Source organism: Sorangium sp. So ce204, from assembly GCF_051526795.1.
GTDB classification, from domain to species: Bacteria; Myxococcota_A; Polyangia; order Polyangiales; family Polyangiaceae; genus Sorangium; species Sorangium cellulosum_B.
In genome coordinates, this window is the sequence record NZ_CP150317.1 from 12361529 (window position 1) to 12380345 (window position 18817).

Annotated in this window: 11 protein-coding genes; 1 reads left to right on the forward strand and 10 read right to left on the reverse strand. The window is 73.7% G+C overall.

The features are described 5' to 3' along the window. Positions 1–7 precede the first annotated feature (7 nt). Complete coding sequence (nirB, locus tag WMF22_RS46785; RefSeq protein WP_438033960.1) at positions 8–2548, reverse strand: nitrite reductase large subunit NirB; 2541 nt, start codon at positions 2546–2548, stop codon at positions 8–10. 373 nt (positions 2549–2921) lie between these two features. Next, a complete protein-coding gene (locus WMF22_RS46790; protein WP_438033961.1) occupies positions 2922–5627 on the reverse strand; it encodes an ATP-binding protein in 2706 nt (901 codons plus the stop codon). Between the two features lie 131 nt (positions 5628–5758). Between WMF22_RS46790 and WMF22_RS46795 the strand changes: the two genes are divergently transcribed. Then, entirely contained in the window at positions 5759–6688 is a 930-nt protein-coding gene (locus tag WMF22_RS46795) for a ketopantoate reductase family protein (RefSeq protein ID WP_438033962.1), read from the forward strand. Positions 6689–6896: 208 nt separating this feature from the next. Here WMF22_RS46795 and WMF22_RS46800 read toward each other — a convergent pair whose 3' ends face one another. The 8 genes from WMF22_RS46800 to WMF22_RS46835 form a co-directional block, all read right to left on the reverse strand. Next, on the reverse strand, positions 6897–8153 hold the full coding sequence (locus tag WMF22_RS46800; protein ID WP_438033963.1) for a hypothetical protein: 1257 nt from the start codon (positions 8151–8153) through the stop codon (positions 6897–6899). Positions 8154–8542: 389 nt separating this feature from the next. After that, positions 8543–9154 carry a DUF488 domain-containing protein gene (locus WMF22_RS46805; protein WP_437296302.1) on the reverse strand — a complete coding sequence of 204 codons (612 nt, stop codon included), beginning with the start codon at positions 9152–9154 and terminating at the stop codon, positions 8543–8545. A 62-nt stretch (positions 9155–9216) separates the two neighbouring features. Then, positions 9217–14556 (reverse strand): hypothetical protein, encoded by a 5340-nt coding sequence (locus tag WMF22_RS46810; RefSeq protein ID WP_438033964.1) that lies wholly within the window; start codon positions 14554–14556, stop codon positions 9217–9219. Next, entirely contained in the window at positions 14553–16364 is a 1812-nt protein-coding gene (locus WMF22_RS46815) for an ATP-binding protein (protein ID WP_438033965.1), read from the reverse strand. Before WMF22_RS46815 ends, WMF22_RS46810 begins: the two co-directional genes overlap by 4 nt. Before the next feature lie 157 nt (positions 16365–16521). After that, on the reverse strand, positions 16522–16821 hold the full coding sequence (locus tag WMF22_RS46820) for a hypothetical protein (RefSeq protein ID WP_438033966.1): 300 nt from the start codon (positions 16819–16821) through the stop codon (positions 16522–16524). A 131-nt stretch (positions 16822–16952) separates the two neighbouring features. Then, positions 16953–17390, reverse strand: a complete 438-nt coding sequence (locus WMF22_RS46825; protein WP_438033967.1) for a hypothetical protein — start codon at positions 17388–17390, stop codon at positions 16953–16955. An 85-nt stretch (positions 17391–17475) separates the two neighbouring features. After that, positions 17476–18516 (reverse strand): hypothetical protein, encoded by a 1041-nt coding sequence (locus WMF22_RS46830; RefSeq protein WP_438033968.1) that lies wholly within the window; start codon positions 18514–18516, stop codon positions 17476–17478. Next, positions 18513–18749 carry a hypothetical protein gene (locus WMF22_RS46835; RefSeq protein ID WP_438033969.1) on the reverse strand — a complete coding sequence of 79 codons (237 nt, stop codon included), beginning with the start codon at positions 18747–18749 and terminating at the stop codon, positions 18513–18515. Before WMF22_RS46835 ends, WMF22_RS46830 begins: the two co-directional genes overlap by 4 nt. Positions 18750–18817 lie beyond the last annotated feature (68 nt).

An 18817-nucleotide genomic window follows, 5' to 3' on the forward strand; every position in this document is an offset into this window, starting at 1 on the left:
CCTGCTGTCAGATCATCTCCTCGACGAGGTTCGACTTCTCCTGCCACGCCGCGGGGCGGTGCTGCGCGCGCTCGCTGACGAACACGATGCTCCGGTCGGGCTCCCCGGCGTTCACGAACTGGCGGAACTGCTTGAGCTTCTCGGGGTCGTTGACCGCGGCCTTCCACTCGCACTCGTACGTGGCGATGAGGTGGGCCATCTCCTTCTCGAGCTCATCGCAGATCCCGAGCGAGTCCTCGATGATGACCTGGCGGAGGTAATCCATGCCGCCCTCGAGGTTGTTGAACCACACCGACGTGCGCTGGAGCCGGTCCGCCGTGCGGATGTAGAACATCAGGAACCGGTCGAGGTACTTGATGAGCGTCGCCTCGTCGAGATCCGACGCGAAGAGCTGGGCGTGCTGCGGCTTCATCCCGCCGTTGCCGCAGAGGTAGAGGTTGTAGCCCTTCTCCGTCGCGATGATGCCGAAGTCCTTGCCCTGCGCCTCGGCGCACTCGCGCGCGCAGCCGGAAACCGCGGACTTCAGCTTGTGGGGGCTGCGCAGCCCCTTGTAGCGGTTCTCGACCGCGACCGCGAAGCCCACCGAGTCCTGCACGCCGTAGCGGCACCAGGTGCTGCCCACGCACGACTTCACGGTGCGCAGCGCCTTGCCGTACGCGTGCCCCGACTCGAAGCCGGCGGCGATGAGCTCGCGCCAGATGTCGGGCAGCTGCTCGAGCCGCGCGCCGAACAGGTCCACGCGCTGGCCGCCGGTGATCTTCGAGTACAGGTTGTACTTCTTCGCGACCACCCCGAGGGCGATGAGCTGATCCGGCGTGATCTCGCCGCCCGCCACGCGCGGGACCACCGAGTAGGTGCCGTCCCGCTGGACGTTGGCCAGGTACCGATCGTTCGTGTCCTGCAGCGGGAGGTGCTTCTTGCTCAGGATGTGCTCGTTCCACGTCGACGCGAGGATCGACGCCACCGCGGGCTTGCAGATCTCGCAGCCCTTGCCCTGGCCGTGGCGGGCGAGCAGGTCGTCGAACGTCTTGATCTGGTGGATCCGGACGAGGTGATAGAGCTCCTGGCGCGAGTGGTTGAAGTGCTCGCAGATGTAGTTGTTGACCGCGACGCCGGCCTTCTTGAGCTCCTTCTTCAGGATGTCGGAGATCAGCGTCGTGCACGAGCCGCAGCCCGTGCCGGCCTTGGTGTGCGACTTGATGCCGGCGACCGTGACGTGCTTGTCGTCGCAGATGGCCGAGCAGATGGCCTTCTTCGTGACGTTCAGGCACGAGCAGATCATGGCGGTGTCGGGCAGCGCGTCGACGCCGAGGCCCGCCGGCTTCGCGCCGTCCCGCGCCGTGACGATGAGGTCCTCCGGGTGCGGCGGGAGGACGATCTTGTTCTGCACGAGCTGGAGCAGCTGGCCGTAGTTCGCGGCGTCGCCGACCAGGATGCCGCCGAGGAGGAGCTTGCCGTCCCCGCTGACGACGAGCTTCTTGTAGACGTTCGACGTCGCGTTCATGAAGCTGAGCACGCGCGCGCCCTGCTGGGTCGCGAACGCGTCGCCGAAGCTCGCGACGTCCACGCCCATCAGCTTGAGCTTCGTGCTCATGTCGAAGCCGCTGAAGGTCTCCTTCCCGCCGGTGAGGGCGTCGACCGCGACCTTGGCCATGTGGTAGCCGGGCGCCACCAGGCCGTAGAGCTGGCTGTTATAGCTCGCGCACTCGCCTATCGCGTAGATGTCCGGATCCGACGTCTGACAGCGCTCGTTGATGGCGACGCCGCCGCGGTTTCCGAGCGCGAGATCACACGCCCTCGCGAGCTCGTCCCGCGGGCGGATGCCGGCCGAGAAGACGATCATGTCGGTCGAGAGCTCGCTCTGGTCGGCGAAGACCATCCTCGCCACGCGGCCGTGCTCCGCGACGATCTCCGTCGTCGACTTGCTCGTGTGCACGTTCACGCCGAGCGACTCGATCTTCGCCCGGAGGATCGCGCCGCCGGCGTCGTCGACCTGGAGGGCCATCAGGCGCGGCGCGAACTCCACGACGTGGACCTGGAGGCCCATGTTCTTGAGCGCGTTGGCCGCCTCCAGCCCGAGCAGGCCGCCGCCGATGACCGTGCCGACCTTCGCGACCTTGGCGTAGGCGTCCATGGCCTCGAGGTCGTCGATCGTGCGGTAGACGAAGCAGCCCTTCGCGTCTTTGCCCTTGATCGGCGGGACGAATGGGTACGAGCCGGTGGCGAGGATGAGCTTGTCGTAATAGACCGTCTTCCCCTTCGCCGACGTCACCGCCTTCTTCCGGCGATCGATCGAGACGGCCTTGTCGTTGAGGTGGACCTGAATGCCCGCCTCCTCGTAGAGGCCGGGCTTGACCATCGACAGATCCTCGGCCGATTTGCCGTTGAAGAAGGCGGACAGGTTCACCCGGTCGTAGGCGAGCCGCGGCTCCTCGCAGAAGGTCGTGATGTTCCACTCGCGCAGGAAGCCACCGAGAACCATGTTCTCGATGAACTTGTGCCCGACCATGCCGTTGCCGATGACGAGGAGGTCCTTCTTCTTGCTCATGAAACCCACCTTTGGACCCGGTGAGTCCTTCTCACCGTCACTGCCGCGCTGCCGTCCGTACCAGGCGTCAGCCACAGTCCCGGACCAAAAACTGTGTACTGTGGGCTCTGTTTCGCAACTGTTTCGCAGGAATAAATTGTCGGCCCGACGGCGCGCACGGCCTCTTACACAAATGCCTCTGCCACCTCTGTTTCATGCACGTTTCGCGAGCATCAACGGGCACAACAAGGCCCGGAGCGCGTCTGGACGCGACAGCGCCGATGAAAGGAAATGGGCGCAACGTTCAGAACTGGAAGAGTCTGTTTCAGCGATGTATCGCGCGCCTGGCGGGAGGCGCGGCTGCATTGCACTTCTGAAATGGAGCGCGGGCCGATCAGCCGCGCGGGGCGGCTTCGGCGAGCAGGGACAGGAGCTGCTCCGTCGCGACCGGCTTGGTGAGGTGCGCGTCGAAGCCGGCTTCGCGCGAGCGGCGGCGGTCCTGGTCTTGCCCGTAGCCGGACAGGGCGGCGATGTAGGAGCGCGTGAGCTCGGGCTCGGCGCGCAGGCGCCGGACGACCTCGTAGCCGTCCATCCCGGGCAGGCCGATGTCGAGCAGGACGAGATCGGGCCTCGACGCGCGCGCGGCCTCGAGCGCCGCCGGGCCGTCGTGGGCCATCGAGACGGCGTGGCCGTGGAGCTGGAGGACGCGCCGGAGGCCCTCGGCGGCGTCGACGTTGTCGTCGACGAGGAGGACGTGGAGGGGGCGCGTCGTGGCGCGCGGAGGGGCGGCCTCGAGCGCTGGGGGAAGCGCCGGCGGAGCGGGGGCTTCGGCCGGCGCGCCCGCGAGCGGGAGCCAGACGCTGATGGCCGTCCCCTCACCGGGGCCCCCGCTCCGCGCCTCGACGCGGCCGCCGTGCAGCTCGGCGAGCCGCTTGACCAGCGTGAGCCCGATCCCGAGGCCGCCCTGGGAGCGGTCCAGCGTGCGCCGGGCCTGCATGAACGGCTCGAAGACGCGCGGGAGCAGGTCGGCGGAGATGCCGACGCCGGTGTCGGTCACCCGGATCCGCGCGTCGCCGGCGATCGCGGCGCAGGCGAGCGAGACGCGGCCGCCGGGGTTCGTGTACTTGATCGCGTTGTTGAGGAGGTTCACGACGACCTGCTCGAGCCGGACGCGGTCGCCGTGCACGAAGACGCCCGGATCCACCGACAGGACGAGATCGTGCCCGCGCTGGACGAGCAGCGGGCGGACCGACTCGACAGCGGCCTCGACGACCGAGGCGACGTCGAGCCGCTCCCGCTTCAGCTCGATCTTGCCCCGCGTGATCCTGGAGACGTCGAGGAGATCGTCGACGAGCCGGACGATCGTCTTCACCTGCCGCTCGAGGGTCGCCAGGATCTGCCGGTCGTCGCGATCGGCGCGCTCGCCGGCGCTCATCTGGGCGCTCATTTGCAGGAGCTCGAGGCCAGTGGTGAGGGGCGCCAGCGGGTTGCGGAGCTCGTGCGACAGCATGGCGATGAACTCGTCCTTGCGCCGGTCCGCCTCGTGGGCCTCGCGGTAGAGCCGTGCGTTCTCGAGGGCGGCGCGCCGCTCGCGCTCGACGAGAGCGGCGCGCTCCTCGTGCAGGCGGGCGCGCTCCATGGCCTGCGCGCACTGGCGCGACACAGCGACTAGGAACTCCTGCTCTTCCCGGTCGAAGGGGCGCGGCTCCGCGAAGCTCAGCCCGAGCACGCCGATGGGCCGCTCCTGGACCACGAGCGGGAGACAGCAGAGCGACACGGTCGCGCCGGACAGCACGGTGCTCGCGATGCGCGGGTAGCGGGCGGAGCACTCCTCGCGCGAGCGCAGCCAGACGGGCGCGCCGGTCCGCAGCGCGTCGGTGAGCGGGAGGGAGGCGTCGAGGGGCATCTGCCGGAAGCGCTCGACGGCCTCGCGCTCGTAGCCGACCTCCTTGAGGCACTCGAGCGCGTCGCCCGCCGTCACGACGATGGCCCCGGCGTACGCGCCCGCGGCGGCGACGCCGATGTCGACGACGACCTGCGCCACGGCCTCGCTGGTGAGCGCGTCGGCGAGCGCCGCCGTGATCCGCTGGAGGCCGGCCATGCGCTGCGCCGCGCGCTCGGCGGCCCGGCGCGCCTCCTGCTCGGCCAGGAAGCGCCGCCGCGCCTCGGACTCGGCGTCGCGGGCCATGTCGTAGAGGCGGACGCGCTGCAAGGCGACCTCGATGCGCTGCGAGAGCTCCTCGGCGAAGGCGAGATCGGCGGCGTCGAAGGTGCGCTCCGCCTCTGCGGACGCGAGCGTGAGCGCCGCGAGGACGCACCCGTCGCCGCGGATGGGCACGATCACCGCGGAGCGGCAGCCGAGCTCGCGCAGGGCGGCGAGGTGGTCCTCGCCGGCCGGCGCGTGGCAGGCGAGGTCGGGCAGGAGCCGGCCGTGGCCGCCGTGGAGCACCTCGCGCAGCGGCGATGGCGGCTCCCCGGGCGCCGGCAGGGGGCGGCTGCGCCGGGTCAGACGGGCGGCGAGCTCCGCCTTGGCCGGATCGGCGTGCGCGACGACCCGCGCGTGGACGGAGCCGTCCGGTTCGAGCGTGTGGACGGCGCACAGATCGGCCACCGAGGCGACCGCGAGGGCCGCGACGCGCCGGAAGCCCGCGTCGCGGCCCTGCGCCGGATCGAGCGCGGCCGACGCGTCGGCCAGGAAGCGCCGCGCGTCCTCGGCGCGCTTCTGCTCGCTGACGTCCGCGACGAGCGCGAAGAAGCCGCGCACGTCGCCGCTCGCGCCGAGGTGGGGGATGTACTGGATGCGCACGTGGCGCCGGCGGCCCTCCCGGTAGGTGAGCCGCGACTCGAAGTCCTGCGGCCGTCCGGCGAGCACCGCGGTGATGTGCGGCTTCACGACGGCGTAGGCGGCGTCGCCGATCACCTCGCGCACCTGCCGGCCGACGATCGAGCCGCTGTCTTCGCCGAACCAGCGCTCGTAGGCCCGGTTGGCGACGCCGTAGCGCTCGTCGCTGTCGATATACGAGATGAGCGCCGGCAGGGCGTCCAGCAAGCGCTGGAGCTGCTCGGCTTCCATCGTCACGCTCGGCTCGCCTGCGCTCATGAGGCCGCTCTCGTGCGCCGTGGCGGGGGCTTCCGGCCTACGCATCTCGGCGTAGGCATATCCGCAATCCCCGCGGGTCGCCACTCGTCGGCCCGCCGCGGTCCGGCTCGAGCGTGCTATGGTCGCCGCCGATGCGGATCCTCGTCGTCGGCGCGGGCGCGGTGGGCGGCTATTTCGGGGCGCGGCTCGCGCTCGCCGGGGAAGACGTCACCTTCGTCGCGCGCGGCGCGCACGCCGAGGCGATGCGGTCCCGCGGGCTCATCGTCCGCACGCCGTCCGGCGAGCTGCGCACTCCCCCGCTCCGTGTCGCCCCGCTCGACGGGGCGCGCGGGCCGTTCGATCTCGCGCTCATCGCCGTGAAATCGCCGTCGCTCGCCGCGGTGAGCGCGGAGCTCGCCGGGCTGCTCGCCGCGGACGGCCTCGCCGCGCCCCTCCTGAACGGGCTCGACTCCGAGGACGTTGTCGCGCGCGACGTCGGCGCGCCGCGCGTGATCGCCGCGATCGCGTACATGTCCGCGGGCGTCGCCGGGCCTGGCGAGATCGAGACGCTCGCGCCGACGCGCGCCGGGCTCGCGCCCTACCGGCCCGGGCAGGAGGCGCGGGTCGAGGCGACCGCCGCGCTGCTCGAGCGCGCGGGCATCCCGGTCCGCCGCGGGGCGGACCACCGCGCCATGCTCTGGGAGAAGATGGTCTGGAACGCCCCCTTCAATGCGATCTGCGCGCTGACCGGCCAGCGCGCCGGCGTGGTCGCGGAGCGGATGGAGGACCTCACCCGGGCGGCGATGCTCGAGGTGATCGCGGTCGCGCGGGCGGAAGGGGCGGAGATCTCCGAGGCGACCGCGGACGCGATGCTCGCACTCACGCGCTCCGAGTTCCCGCTCACCGAGCCCTCGATGCTGCAGGACGTGCGGGCCGGCCGCGCGACGGAGGTCGATATCCTCCAGGGCGCGGTGGTCGAGCGCGCGCGCCGGGCCGGGATCGACACCCCGGTGCTGCGCACGCTCGCGACCCTCGTCCGCGGCCTGTCGCCGCGGGCGAACGCGTCCTCCGCGGGCCGATAGACAGATCTCGCGCTCGCGACGGAGAGGGGATGGCGACGGCGGCGCGCGCCGCTCCCTGGGCGCGTGGGAGCCCTGGGTAACGCGTCGTCGCGACCGCCACCGCGGTGTCTCGGGTGCTTCGAGGGAGGGGAGTGGAGCGCGAGGCGCTCATCTCACCTCCTGGAGATCGAGAGGAGATGAGATGAGTGCCTGTCCTGAGGCTCAGCGATCAGGCGCCGCCGGTGCCGCCGGTGCCGCCCGCGCCGCCGATGCCGCCGGTGCCGCCCGCGCCGCCGGTGCCGCCGGTGCCGCCGCTGCCACCCGCGCCGCTGGAGCTGCTCGCGCTGCTGGAGCTGCTCGCGCTGCTGGAGCTGCTCGCGCTGTCGCTGCCGCCCGCGCCGCCCGCGCCGCCGGTGCCGCCCGCGCCGCCGCTGCCGCCGGCGCCGCCCGCGCCGCCGCTGCCGCCGGCGCCACCCGCGCCGCCGCTGCCGCCGGCGCCACCCGCGCCGCCGCCGCCGCCAGTGCCCTCGTTGCTCAGCGGGAACGCCGGGTCGAGGCAGAAGAAGCCATCAGGCGTCTCGGCGCACTCGTCCGGTGCCTTGCAATCGCTGTTGTCCTCGCACGCCAGCTTCGTGAAGACGCAGAAGCCGTTGGCCGTGAAACCGATATTCTGGCAGCGGGCGTTCGGCAACAGGCACTCGTCGTGCGCCGTGCACGCCTTGGTGCAGGCGCCGAAGTCGCCGGCGCCGACGACATCGTCGAACTGGTAGAGGCAGATACCGTTCTCGGACCCGCCGCAGTCGGACTCGAACGGATCGCCGCCGAAGCCGCAGAACTCGGTGCACGCGGTGACGCCGCCGGGGAAGCCCGCGCACCATCCGGCGCACGGGTCCTCGTCCGCGTCGCGGTCGCACGCGGCCCCCATCGGCAGGCCCTCGTGCGGCGTGTCGACGCACGCGTTCTGCCTGGGATCGCAGCTGCGGCCGGAGTCGGAGCACTGGGAGTCGGAGCCGCAGTTCGGCATGCAGACCGTCACGCCGTCCGCCTCCTCACAGCGCAGATCTTCGCGGCCGTGGCACTTGAACGGGTCGAGTTCATCGTTGATGAACTCAATCTCGGGCTCTCCGAAGGCGCAGCCCAGGTAACACATGCCCCCGAGGCAGGCGCTGCCCTCGCCTTCGCAGTCGCCGTCGTCGATGCACTCCATCGTGCAGTACCCGCCCGCAGGACCGGCCTCCCCGTCCGACTCCAGGGCGCACACGCCGTCCGGCCCGCATTCGGCGTCGGCCTTGCAGCCGGCGCCGAGGAACTCGGCCCTGCTCCCGCCCGCGCCCGTGGTCGAGGCGACTCCCGATGACGAGCTCGTGGTCGAAGAGGAAGAGCCGCCGCCTGAGCCCTCGCCCGGATCGTCGTCGCCGCAACCGATGAAGCTTGCAGAGAAGGCGACCGAGGTGAGCAGGATCGCCGAAATGCGTTGCACTTTCATTACTGTCTCCCGAGCCAGGAGGCCCTGCCCACATCGGGCGCGCCTTCATGTGATCTCGGGACGGTAACGGAATCGGTGCGGCTCCGCCATACCGGACGGGCGGGGGCGCGCTCGATCTCGCGCTCCGCGGAAAGCCTCCGTGGGAGCGGATGGCGCTCCAGGTGGGCCGGGATCAGGACGTCAGTGAGACGACTGATGGTCTATTTTTCAGGTGATACCCGACTGGATCGCGACGCGGACTTCGTGATTTTTGACACGTACCGTACGGCCCTCCGGTCGGCGCCGGTGAGCGGCCAGCGATACCTCGGGTCGATCGCGGGCTCCCGCGCCAATCGCCGTCCGCAGGAATGCGACGCGCTTCTGGCCCGCGGCCACCAGGCTGGCCGGGATCACCGCGCGCGGCGCGGGCGCGCAGGCTCGCGCCGCGCGGGCCCGCGCTCCGCGCCGGCGCCGCCGAGCGGCAGCGCGCGCTGCGCGCCGACGTCGTAGATCAGGTGGCCGGCGCCGTCGGGACGGGCGGCGGGGTTCAGCGCGTGCGGGGCCCGCGCGCCGGGGCCGAGCAGGTGGACGACCGCCAGCCCGCGCGCGACGAGGGCGTCGGCGATGAGGCGGCGGTGGCACCGCCACCAGAGCGTCTCGGCGCACAGGAGGGCCATTCGCCGTCCAGCGCGCGCTTCCGCCTCGAGCTCGAAGAGCGCGCGCTGGAACGCGGCGGTCTCCATGTGATCGGCGTAGGCCCGGAAGCTCGCGTTCTCCCAGGCGACGTGCGGCGAGTCGGCCCGCCCGGTCCGCCGTCCGCCGAGGGCGTCGCCGCGGAAGACGTAGGTCACCCCGAGCCGGGGCAGCGCCTCGGCGAGCGCAGCGCGGCCGAGGTGAGGGGAGCGGCTCGATCCCGGGAACCTCCGGACGTCGATCAGCGTGTCGGCCGGCCCCTCGCCGAGCAGCTCGACGAGCTCCTCCACGCTGCGGGTGCCGTGGCCGACGGTGAAGACGGTGTCCACGGGGAAGAGCTTTGCGCCCCGGCGGCGCGCGGGCAACGCCGGGGGCGGGGCGCCCGCGCGCGCTACCCGATGGAGCGCAGCAGATGGTCGAGCGCCCGGCGCTCCTCCGCGTCGGTGACCGACTGGAGCGCCCGGTTCACCTCGCCGACGGCGGCCGCCGCCAGCAGCGCGACGGCCGCCGGGTCGGGCGCCCCGCGCGCGCGCAGCCACGCGAGCGCTTCGTGCTCGGTGTTGACGACGATGTGCCTCCGGCTCGCGTCGTAGCGGATCGGCCGCCCCGAGCGGCCCTCGACGACGGCGCGCACAGGGGACCCCTCGAGGTTCATCCGGACGATGGCCTCGTGGAGCGCGGCCGCGAGCGGGCTCCCGGCCGCCGCCTCCTGCCCCTCGGGCGTGGCGCCGGGCGCCGGCGCCGCCTCGCCGCCGAGCAGGCCGAGCACGCTGCGCCACAGCGCGATCGCCCAGGCCCGCGCGCCGCTCGAGTCGGGCGGCGCCTCCGCCGCGGGCGCCTCCGCGTCACGCATGGCCGCGGGCGCCTCCGCGCCGCGGGCGCCCGCGGCGGGAGGGCCCGCGCTCGCGGCGGGGAGGCCCGTGCCGGAGGCGGGGAGGCCCGTGCCGGAGGCGGGCCCGATCTCCGCCGCGATCGCCGCGGCCGGGGCGGGCGTCGCCGCGAGGGCGCCGAGCTCGCGCAGCGCGCCGGGGGCGGCGCGGTGGCGCAGCACCTCGACGAGCGACGAGCCGTCGTCGAGCAGCACGAACGGCGGCGAGCCGTCCGGGAAATCGCCGTCCGCGCTCCCCCGGCGATCGGTGATCCACAGGCAGCCGCTCGCCGCGAGCTCGGCGCGGACCGCCGCCGGGCCGACGCTCTCCCCGGAGGCGGTCCGCGCCGCGATCTTGCCGCCGGAGAGGCGGCCGAGCAGGTGCAAGTTCCACAGGTACGGCGCCGCGGCCGCCTGATCCGAGAGCTCGGCCGCCATGGAGGCCGCGGCCTCCATGGCGAGCTCCGCGATGGCGTCCCAGCGCGTCTCGCGCAGCGGCCACACGAGGAGCCTCCCCTCGACGGGCGCGAGCGGGGCCACGCCGGTCGTCCCGGGGCCCCCGCCCGCCCCGCAGCGCAGCGCGACGGGGGTGAAGCCGCCGCCGTCGCGCTCCTCGCCGCCCCCGCGGCCCTCGCCGAGGACCGCCGCGGAGGGCGCGGCGACGAGCACCTCGGGCGCGCGCGGCCACCGCGCGGGCAGCCACAGCGCGCCGGTCACGAACAGCGGCAGGGGCCAGGTGGTGGCGACGTCGATCCACCGCGTCGCGAGCGCGTCGCCGGGCGGCGCGAGCCGGGCGCGCAGCCACCGCGCGGCGGCGTCGCGCACCGCCTGCCGGAGCCTCGACGCGTCCCCGCGGGCCTTGAGCCCGTCGAAGGCGCGGTTCGGCTCGAGCGCGTCGTCGTTGACGGCCGCGCACAGGGGCCACCCGTCGCCGGCGTCGAGCGCGCAGAGCGGGCGGCGCCCCACGTGCACCGCGATGCCCGCCGCCCAGGCGTGCTCCGGGGCGAGCAGGCCGATCTCGCCGTGCGCGGCCCGCGCGCCCTCCTGCGCGCCGGCCGGCGTCTCGAAGGGCAGGATCACGAAGCACGCCGCGCGCGCGGCCGCGTCGAGGCCGACGGCGGCGAGCGGCGGCGCCGTGAGGCGCTCCTCGGCCGCGCGATCGCGCGCGACCGCGTCGGTGATGTCCTTGACGAGCACGGCGGTCGCGAGCTGCAGCCGCTCGGGCCTGCTCAGCGCGAGGACCGGCCGCTCGTAGCGCGGCCTCGGGTAGGGCGGCGGCGTCGAGGTGCACAGCCACTCGGCGCGCGGGTCGCGCCGGAGGTCGTCGAGCGAGAAGAGGTTCCCCTCGATGTCGTGGAAGAGCGGCGCGCGCGCCGCGTCGGCGACGACGCGCTTGCCCTGGGCGAGCGTCTTCAGGACGGCGCGGCGCGCGTGGCCCCGCGCGAACGGCGGCAGCTCGTCGAAGCGCGGCGCCAGCGCGATCAGGTGGCGGCCGGCGGCCTTCGCGAGGCGCGTCAGGATCGCGCGCGAGGCGTCCCTCGACGGGTCCGCCGCGCCGGCGCGCACGAGCAGGCGGAGCGGGATCGGCAGCTCCACCTCCACGCGCCGCTCCGCGCCGTCGGGGCCGACGAAGCGGGCGTCCGACACCGGCCCCTCGACGATCTCGATCTCGCCCTCGAGCCCCGGCACGCCGAGCGCGGCGGCGCTCACCCGCAGCAGCGGGTGCGAGGGCGCGCCTGGCAGCGCGAGCGGCGCGCGCGGCGGGCCAGCGGCCCCGCGCGCGCCCTGCTCCTGCTGCGCCTTGCCGGCGGACGCGCGGCGCTCCTGCTCGGCGGCGGCGCGCTGCCGCCGCGCCGGCACCCCGCTCTGCGCCAGGAGGGCGCGCCCGCCGGCCCACCGCATCAGGGCCGCGCGCTCTCGCGGGTCGCGGGCGACGAGGGGGTGCCAGGAGAGCGTCTCGAAGCCGGGCGCCGCGTCGAGCACCGGGATCGGCGCGGGCGCCGGGTGCGTCGCGTCGAGGGTCTCGAGCGAGCACGCGACCTCCTGGCCGCGCGCGTCGAGCATCCCGAGCAGCGGCAGGCGCCGGATGCGGGCGGCGAGCTCGCTCGGGGCCGCCTCGAGGGGCGCGCTTCTGAGCGCCCGCGCGCGCGACTGGAGCGCGTGCACGCTGTCGAGGAGGTAGGCGCTCACGCGGGCGTCGGGCCTGCCGCGCGGATCGCCCCGCAGGCCGAGCCGCGCGCGCGCTGCGGCGTCGCCCTCCAGCGCGGCCACGAGCGCCTCGCAGAGCGCGCGCTCGACCGCGTGGACGGCGGCGTTGTTGCGCGGCGACAGGAGGCCGTCCCAGCCGCTGTTCGGCGCCGCCGCGTCGTCGTCGATCGCGATGGCGGCGGGGCTGAACAGGGGCGCGGCCTCCAGGGTGGCGAGGGGCCGCGACGCGTGGTGCCACACCTCCACCGTCGCGTCGCTCGGCGTGGCGAGCGCGAGGAAGCCGGGGCCGCTGACCTCGAGGACCGGCGCGCCGGCGGGGATCGCCCCGAGCCTCTCCAGGGACGCCGCGAGCGCGCGCCGCCGCGCCGGCCCTCGCGCCGCGAGCTCGTCCTCGGTGAAGAGGGCCGGGCCGTAGGGGACGAGCTCGCGCTCCGGCAGCGCGGCGGCGAGCCAGTCGAGCTCGCGCTGCGAGACGGCGAGCACCGGCCTCCGGTCGGCCGCGCGCCCCCGCGCCTCGGGCGGCGCCGTGCAGAGGCCGCGCGTCGTCCGGGAGAGCGCGGAGAGGCCGTTCAGGCTGACGAACGACCCCGCCGTGAGCGTGGGCCAGATCCGCGCGTCCAGGAGGCCTTCGAAGCTCGCGGGCGCGGGGCCGTCGTCCGGGGCCGGCGCCGCGCCGCCTCCGCGCCCGGGGCCGCCGTCCCCGGCGCCGAGGCGCCGAGGCGCGCAGAACACCGCGCCGATCGCGGCGCGCAGCGCGGGCCTCACGCGCGCGAGCTCGCCCTCGGGCGCAGGCGCGGGCGCCGTCGAGGGCGCGCCTCGCTGAGCGTCCCCCGGGCCGAAGAGCCGCCTCGCCTCGCGGTCGGCCGCGGCGATTGCGAGCTTCAGCGCATGGCGGACGGCGCGCCAGAAGCGCGCGTCGCGCTCGACCCCGTCGTACGCGAACCGCGGCCGCACGCGCCCCTTCCACGCGAGCGCGATCTCGACGGGCAAGGGGACGGCGGCGGGATCGAGCTCCACGGTCTCGAGGTGGCGCCCGTCCACGAACACCCGGACCTCCGCGCCGCGCGGGGGCTCGCGGTCGCCGGCGAAGACCGCGAGCTCGCCGCGGAGGCCGGCGAGCGGCCCTTCGTCCACCTGGAAGGCGTCGCGGAACGCGTGCTCCGGGGAGGGCGGCACGACGGGATCGCCGGTCGCGTGCAGGAGGAACGCCCTGCGGCGCTCGGCGCCGAGCTTCACTTGCTCGATCATGGCCTCGGCGTCGGCGAGCGGGAGCCCGGCGAGCGCGCGCTCGACGAGGCCCCCCGTGCTCCAGACCACGTCGTCGGCCCAGGGGGCGAGCTCCTTCGGGAGCCTCGCGTCGCCGCGGAAGAGGAAGAGCCGCGCCGCATCGTGCGCGTCGAGCGCCGCGAGCGACGTCGGCCGCCCGCGCCCGTCGCGGAGCAGCGGGAGCTCGCGCACGGCCCGCGCCTCGGCGGGCAGCTCGGCGCCTGTCCGCGCCGCCCCGGTCGCGACGCAGGCGAAGGCCGCGAGCGCGTCCGCGAGCCGGCCGCTGTCCTCGTCGACGACGAGCGCGCCGTCGGGGACCGCGCCCTCGCCGCAGACGAGCGCGGCGAGGGCCTGGATGGCGTCGAGCAGCGCGCCCGCCGCCGCCTCGCGGAGCCGCGCGCGGAGGGGCGCGTCCTCGCGCACCGCCGAGCGCGACGCGTTGGTGGGCAGCGCGTCCGCGTCGACGACGACGCGTACCGGGAGCTCGACGCCCTGGTAGGGCTCCGACGGGAACCGCGGGGCGAAGCTCCAGCGCTCGCGGACGAGCCGCACGCCGCGCTCGAGGTAGTCGACGGCGGGGAGGCCCGGGGGCAGGGGAGCGGAGATGGGCGCGGCGAGGGGGCGCGAGCGGGGCGCCGAGCTGGCCGGCCCTCCTGCGGGCTCGGAAGGCGCGACGATCTCCAGCGCTGCGCGGCGCGCGCCGCGCACGTGGAACGGCACGCGCACGAGCACCGCGAGGTCGCCGCCCGGGAGAGCGCGGCGCAGCGGCTCGCCGGCGAGCGTGATCGGGATCGGGAAATCGCTGGTGGCCGCGGCGAGGTGCGCGAGCTCGGGCGGGCTATCGCCCGTGAGCGCCCGGCGGAGCACCGACCAGCCGAGCCTCCGCCGCACCTCGATGCGCAGGCCGGCCGCGGGCATTCCCGGCGGCCTCGGGACCTCGTCGCAGGCGGGGCCGTCGGCCGGCGCGAAGGCCTCGGCGGGCGCCTCGATCAGGGCGGGCGTGAAGCGCACGCGCGTGCAGCTCGCGCTTCTGGCCGCGCTGGACGGCCCCGTCGTGAGCAGATCGACGCGCGCCGGGCGCAGCCCGAGCGCCGCGTTCACGCCGAGCGCGAGCAGGCGGAGCCTCCGGGACGCGGCGTCGGGCGCGGCGTTGAGCACGTGGTCGAGGAGGCGCGCCAGGGCGGACCCGTCGGGCGGCTCTCCGTCGAAGGTCACGACGACGTCGTCGGCGTCGTAGCGGAGATCGATCCGCGTCGCGCCCCCGGCCGCCGCGGCGCGGACGAGCTCGAGCAGGTAGAGGTCCAGGTCGACGAGCAGGTGCTCCCTGAGCTTCTGGACGGCGCGGCGGGCATCGACGCGGATCGCGCCGCGGGCGACGACCCGGCTCACCGCGGCGACCCCCTCGGCGCGGGGCGCGCGCCGCCTGCGGGCGCCCTCTCGCCGCGCGCCGCCCCAGCGCGCGGCGGCGGGCTCGCCGAGAGGTCGAGGAGCCGGTCGCTGTCCTCGGGATCGAGCGGCCCCTTGGCCTCGACGAGCAGCGCGCGGGCGAGCAGGTTGCCGGCGGTCACCGCGTCGACGGCGGCGCGCCTGCGCGCGAGGGTCACGGAGTCGCTCTCGATGTTGAGGTAGAGGGCGTGTCCTGGCGGGAAGCGCGCCGCGCGGCGCACGACCTCGCGCGCCGCGTGGCAGCTCTGCTCGGGCCCGGCGCGCTCCCCGCTCCCGGGCAGGAGGAACCCGCTGCGCTGGCGGAGGGCGCCCTCGATCTGGCAGAAGCTCACCCGGGCGACCCCGTGCCGGGCGCGCGCGAGCGCGTCGGCGATCACCTGGAGGAGCGCGGCGTCCGCGGCGCGGGCGCGTTTCAACTCCTCGCGCTCCTCGCGCTCCTCGCGCACGAGCAGGTAGGCGGCGTGCGCCTTCTCGACGCGCGCCGCCGGGAAGCACCGCTTCAGCAGCGCCCTTGTCGCGGGATGGTTGCACAGCACGACGGGCAGCCCGCCGCGGGCCATGGCCGCGGTCAGCGCGTCGGATCGCCTGGCCACGAGCAGCGGCGCGCGCCCCGGCGCGAGCGCCCGGAGCCCCGCGCGGCTCCGCTCGCCGGCGACCGGGCTCGCGAGCGGGAACGGGATCTCGTCCGGATCGAGCGCTGTCGGCGGCGACAGCGCCGCCTCCAGCATCGCCGCGTAGGCGGCGGCGCCCTCCGCCCCGCCAGCGGCAGCCGCGGCCGCGGCCTGCGGCAGGCGGGCGGCGAGCTCGCGCCGGAGCGGACCCTTGACGAGCTCCCGCACGCGCGCGATCGCGTCCCAGAACGCGTCGTCGCGGCGCACGTTGTCGCGGCTCAGGGTGTGCTGGAGGTGGGGGCTCATCACCTTGAACCGCACGCCCGAGAGCCCGCCGAAGAGCTCGTCCGCGGTCTCGAACAGGGTGAGCCCGCGGTTGTAGAAGCCGGCGAAGCTCTGCCCGTGCTCGGCGGCGGGTTCCCCGCTCCTCGGCTGCGCGAGGTGCTGAGCGCCGGCGGAGGGGCCGACGACGACGGTGGTCTCTTCCTCGACGGCGGTCACGGAGACGGGCGCTGCGATGGAGAGCGGGGCGTCGATGCGCACGGCGCCCGTCCGGGAGCCCCCCTCGTGGTCTGCGATGCTCAGGGTGATCTCGCGGTCGGCGTGGCGGCACCAGCGGCGGAGCGCGGCGTGCGCGCGGCGCGCGTGCTCCACGAACGCCTCCCGGTCGAGCCGCTGGATCAGGGTCACGCGTGTGCCGCTGCCCTGGCGCGGTCCGGCGTCCTCGAGCTCGTAGCTCGTGTCGCTGTGCAGCCGCAGGAGCCATGCCTTCCCGTCGCGCCACGTCTCGACGTCGACCTGCTCTGGCTGGAGGGCGAACACGGAGACGAAGCCGACGCCGTATTTCCCGATCTTCGTCGCGTCGCCTTCCTTCGACGAGTTGAAGAGGGTGAGCAGCGGCCCCTCGATGTCCTCGCGGCTCATGCCGCACCCGTCGTCGGTGACCGAGGTAGCGCACGCGCCGGGCAGCGCCTCGACGCGCACGGCGATCTTCCGCGCGCCGGCGTCCATGCCGTTCTGCACGAGCTCCCGCAGGAAGGCGTACGGGTCGGCGAACTGCTGCACCATGTCGGCGACCGGGCCCGGGGGCGGCGGCGGGGGTGCGGCGCGGTCCTCGCGAGAGGAGCGGTAGGGTGCCATGCGTCCTGCGAGGCTATCACACGGCGGGAGCCGCGGTTGGAGGGGGGCTTGCGAGGGCTGGAGCGGTGGAGTCTGCGCGAGCGGAGACCGGCCCTATGACAAGCGCAGGTGCAACAGGTGCAGAGCTCGACGTGGCGAGAGCGGGGGAGACTCTCCGTCAGGACATGAGGCCGAGTACGAAGAGGGCGTCGGACCAGAGCGGCCAGAGCGTGCGGAAGGGGTGGGTGGCCAGCATCAGGCCGCCGTTCGGAAGGCGCCGGACGTGGTAGGGCGAGTGGTGCTCGATGAACCGGACGTGTCTCCCCGTGGCGACATTCACCTCGTAGGAGGTCTCGCCCTCCCTGGGCTCTTCGATAAGCTCCTGGACGAGCTCGCGCGCACGAGGCTCCACGGCGCGCCATGCTTCGTCCGGCACCGCCGAGGCCTCGAGCGCGCCGACCAGCGAAGAATAGTACAAGCTCAGCGCCTGGAGCATGTCACGGTGAGAGGCCCGACGGCCGAGCGAGAGCGGATGCCCATCCCCGGCCCGTGCTCGGCGCTCCGCGCCTGCGCGCGGTCCGCCCCTCCCAAATCGCGCGCTCCGCGCGCTCAGGGAGGGGTGCGCCGTCCGAAGATGACGGAGGGTGCCTGCTCGATCTCCGGTCTGTCGTAGACGACCTCCCCCGCGTCATTCTTGCGATAGATCTGGAACACCTGGACCGCTTCGCCCGAGGCGAGCTCCACGACGGCATGGATGGCGTCCACGTGCTCCGATGCACCTCGTTCACGGACCCGTACGTCTCGATAGAGCGCGACCGCCCGGAGCTCCTCGGCCGCCGCGCGCTGCCGGAACGCGGTCGTGAGGAGCGTCCAGCCGTCAACACCGCCGTGCGGCGCCACACCGATGGCATACTTCCTGGCGGCGTCGACCGCGATCGAACCGGGGAGAAATGTTCCCTGTCCCTCCAGAGCACTCTTTGCGACGTCGAGTACCAGCCCAACGAGACGCGAGAGCTCGCCCATCCTTTCGCCGTGGTCATTGCTCATAAACGATATATCCCGATTCTGATGGTTGACGGCGGCCTCGATGGAATATCGCGGGCCGCGACGCAGAGCGAATAGATCCTTCACGTCATGACGTGATATCGAGCAGGAGGAGGGCGTCCGCCCAGAGCGGCCAGAGCGTGCGGTACGGGTGCGTCGCCAGCACCACCCCGCCGCTCGGGAGGCGACGCACGTGGTAGGGAGCATGGCGCTCGATGAATTGGACGTGTTTGCGCGACGTCACGTTCACCTCGCACGTCGGAGCGCCCTCCTTCGTCGCTGCGATGGTCTCAAGAGCGGCCGATTCGACGGTGCGCCATTCCTCATCCGCCACCGAGGACGCTTCGAGTGCGTCGAGCAGCGCAACCGGTGACTCCGTGAGCGCCCTGAGGACCGCTTCGCGCGAAAGCTCAGCGCCGTCCTCAACAGCGACGCGCGCTCCGCGCGGCGCGGCGTCGACGCGCGCGTGCAACATGTCCGTTGGCATTCCCGCGGAATGTGCGACTTTGTCACCATCCCGCAGGTTTACCCACGTAAGGGCGAGATCGTGTGCAACCAACGCCGCGTTGGCGTGATAGGTCGCGCACGCCTTGGTGGGCGGCCCCCAAGCCGCGAATTCCGTCCAGGCGCCGGCCGACACGCGCGCACGCGCATCCGGCGCGCAGAGGCGGACCAGAAGATCTTCGAGATCCTGCTGGACCTGCACCGCCAGGATCGCCGCCTCGACCTCGACAGAGCGGGTACCGCCGAGGGCGATGCGAAGGCTCCAGGGAAGTAGATCGGTGCGATCGCCGGGGCTTGCGCATAGAGGACCGGAGGGATACCGGCGCTCCCACTCTTCGCCATTGCATTCGATGGCGAGTTCGATTGCGCTGCCGGAGCTCAGCTTCACGCCGAAGGATGCGAAGACATGCGTCCCTGCGGTGAATCCTGCGCGCACCGCCGCGACCGTCTCGCTCAGGGTGACCGTATCGCGCCATCGCCAGGTGCTATCGGGATGGTCGATGGACTCGATGTGGAAGCCGCACGTTCCCCCCGGGATGACGAGAGCAGACAGAGCCGCCGCGAGCGCGTCGACCCTGTCCGCCTCGTCACACCATGCGTAGAGCCAGGGACCTGATACACTCATAGCTGGATCACCATGACCAGGTTCCTACAGCCTTTAAAGCCTTCAAACTTGATGCGCTTACCCGTGAGCGCGTCGACTGGATAGCCGTCCTTGACGAGCTCGTTCTCGTTCTTGAGCGACGCACCCTTGGGGGTGATGAGCTCGATCCGTTCGACGTCGCCGGCGAGTCCTTTGTCGCTCAGTTGCTTCATCGCATTCTCCGGTTGCGTGAGTGCGTGGTCGATGTCGACCATTCCCAATGGCACTGTCGATGTCCTTCACCTCGGTCAGGGCCAGCTTGTTTCCCTTGGTCACGGTGAGA

What these genes read in the sequence shown, in the direction of transcription:
- WMF22_RS46835 (WP_438033969.1), bottom strand. Translation starts at nt 18,749, where the DNA reads ATGGTCGACATCGACCACGCACTCACGCAACCGGAGAATGCGATGAAG.
- WMF22_RS46795 (WP_438033962.1), top strand. Translation starts at nt 5,759, where the DNA reads ATGCGGATCCTCGTCGTCGGCGCGGGCGCGGTGGGCGGCTATTTCGGG.
- WMF22_RS46815 (WP_438033965.1), bottom strand. Translation starts at nt 16,364, where the DNA reads ATGGCACCCTACCGCTCCTCTCGCGAGGACCGCGCCGCACCCCCGCCG.
- WMF22_RS46830 (WP_438033968.1), bottom strand. Translation starts at nt 18,516, where the DNA reads ATGAGTGTATCAGGTCCCTGGCTCTACGCATGGTGTGACGAGGCGGAC.
- WMF22_RS46800 (WP_438033963.1), bottom strand. Translation starts at nt 8,153, where the DNA reads ATGAAAGTGCAACGCATTTCGGCGATCCTGCTCACCTCGGTCGCCTTC.
- nirB (WP_438033960.1), bottom strand. Translation starts at nt 2,548, where the DNA reads ATGAGCAAGAAGAAGGACCTCCTCGTCATCGGCAACGGCATGGTCGGG.
- WMF22_RS46790 (WP_438033961.1), bottom strand. Translation starts at nt 5,627, where the DNA reads ATGAGCGCAGGCGAGCCGAGCGTGACGATGGAAGCCGAGCAGCTCCAG.
- WMF22_RS46825 (WP_438033967.1), bottom strand. Translation starts at nt 17,390, where the DNA reads ATGAGCAATGACCACGGCGAAAGGATGGGCGAGCTCTCGCGTCTCGTT.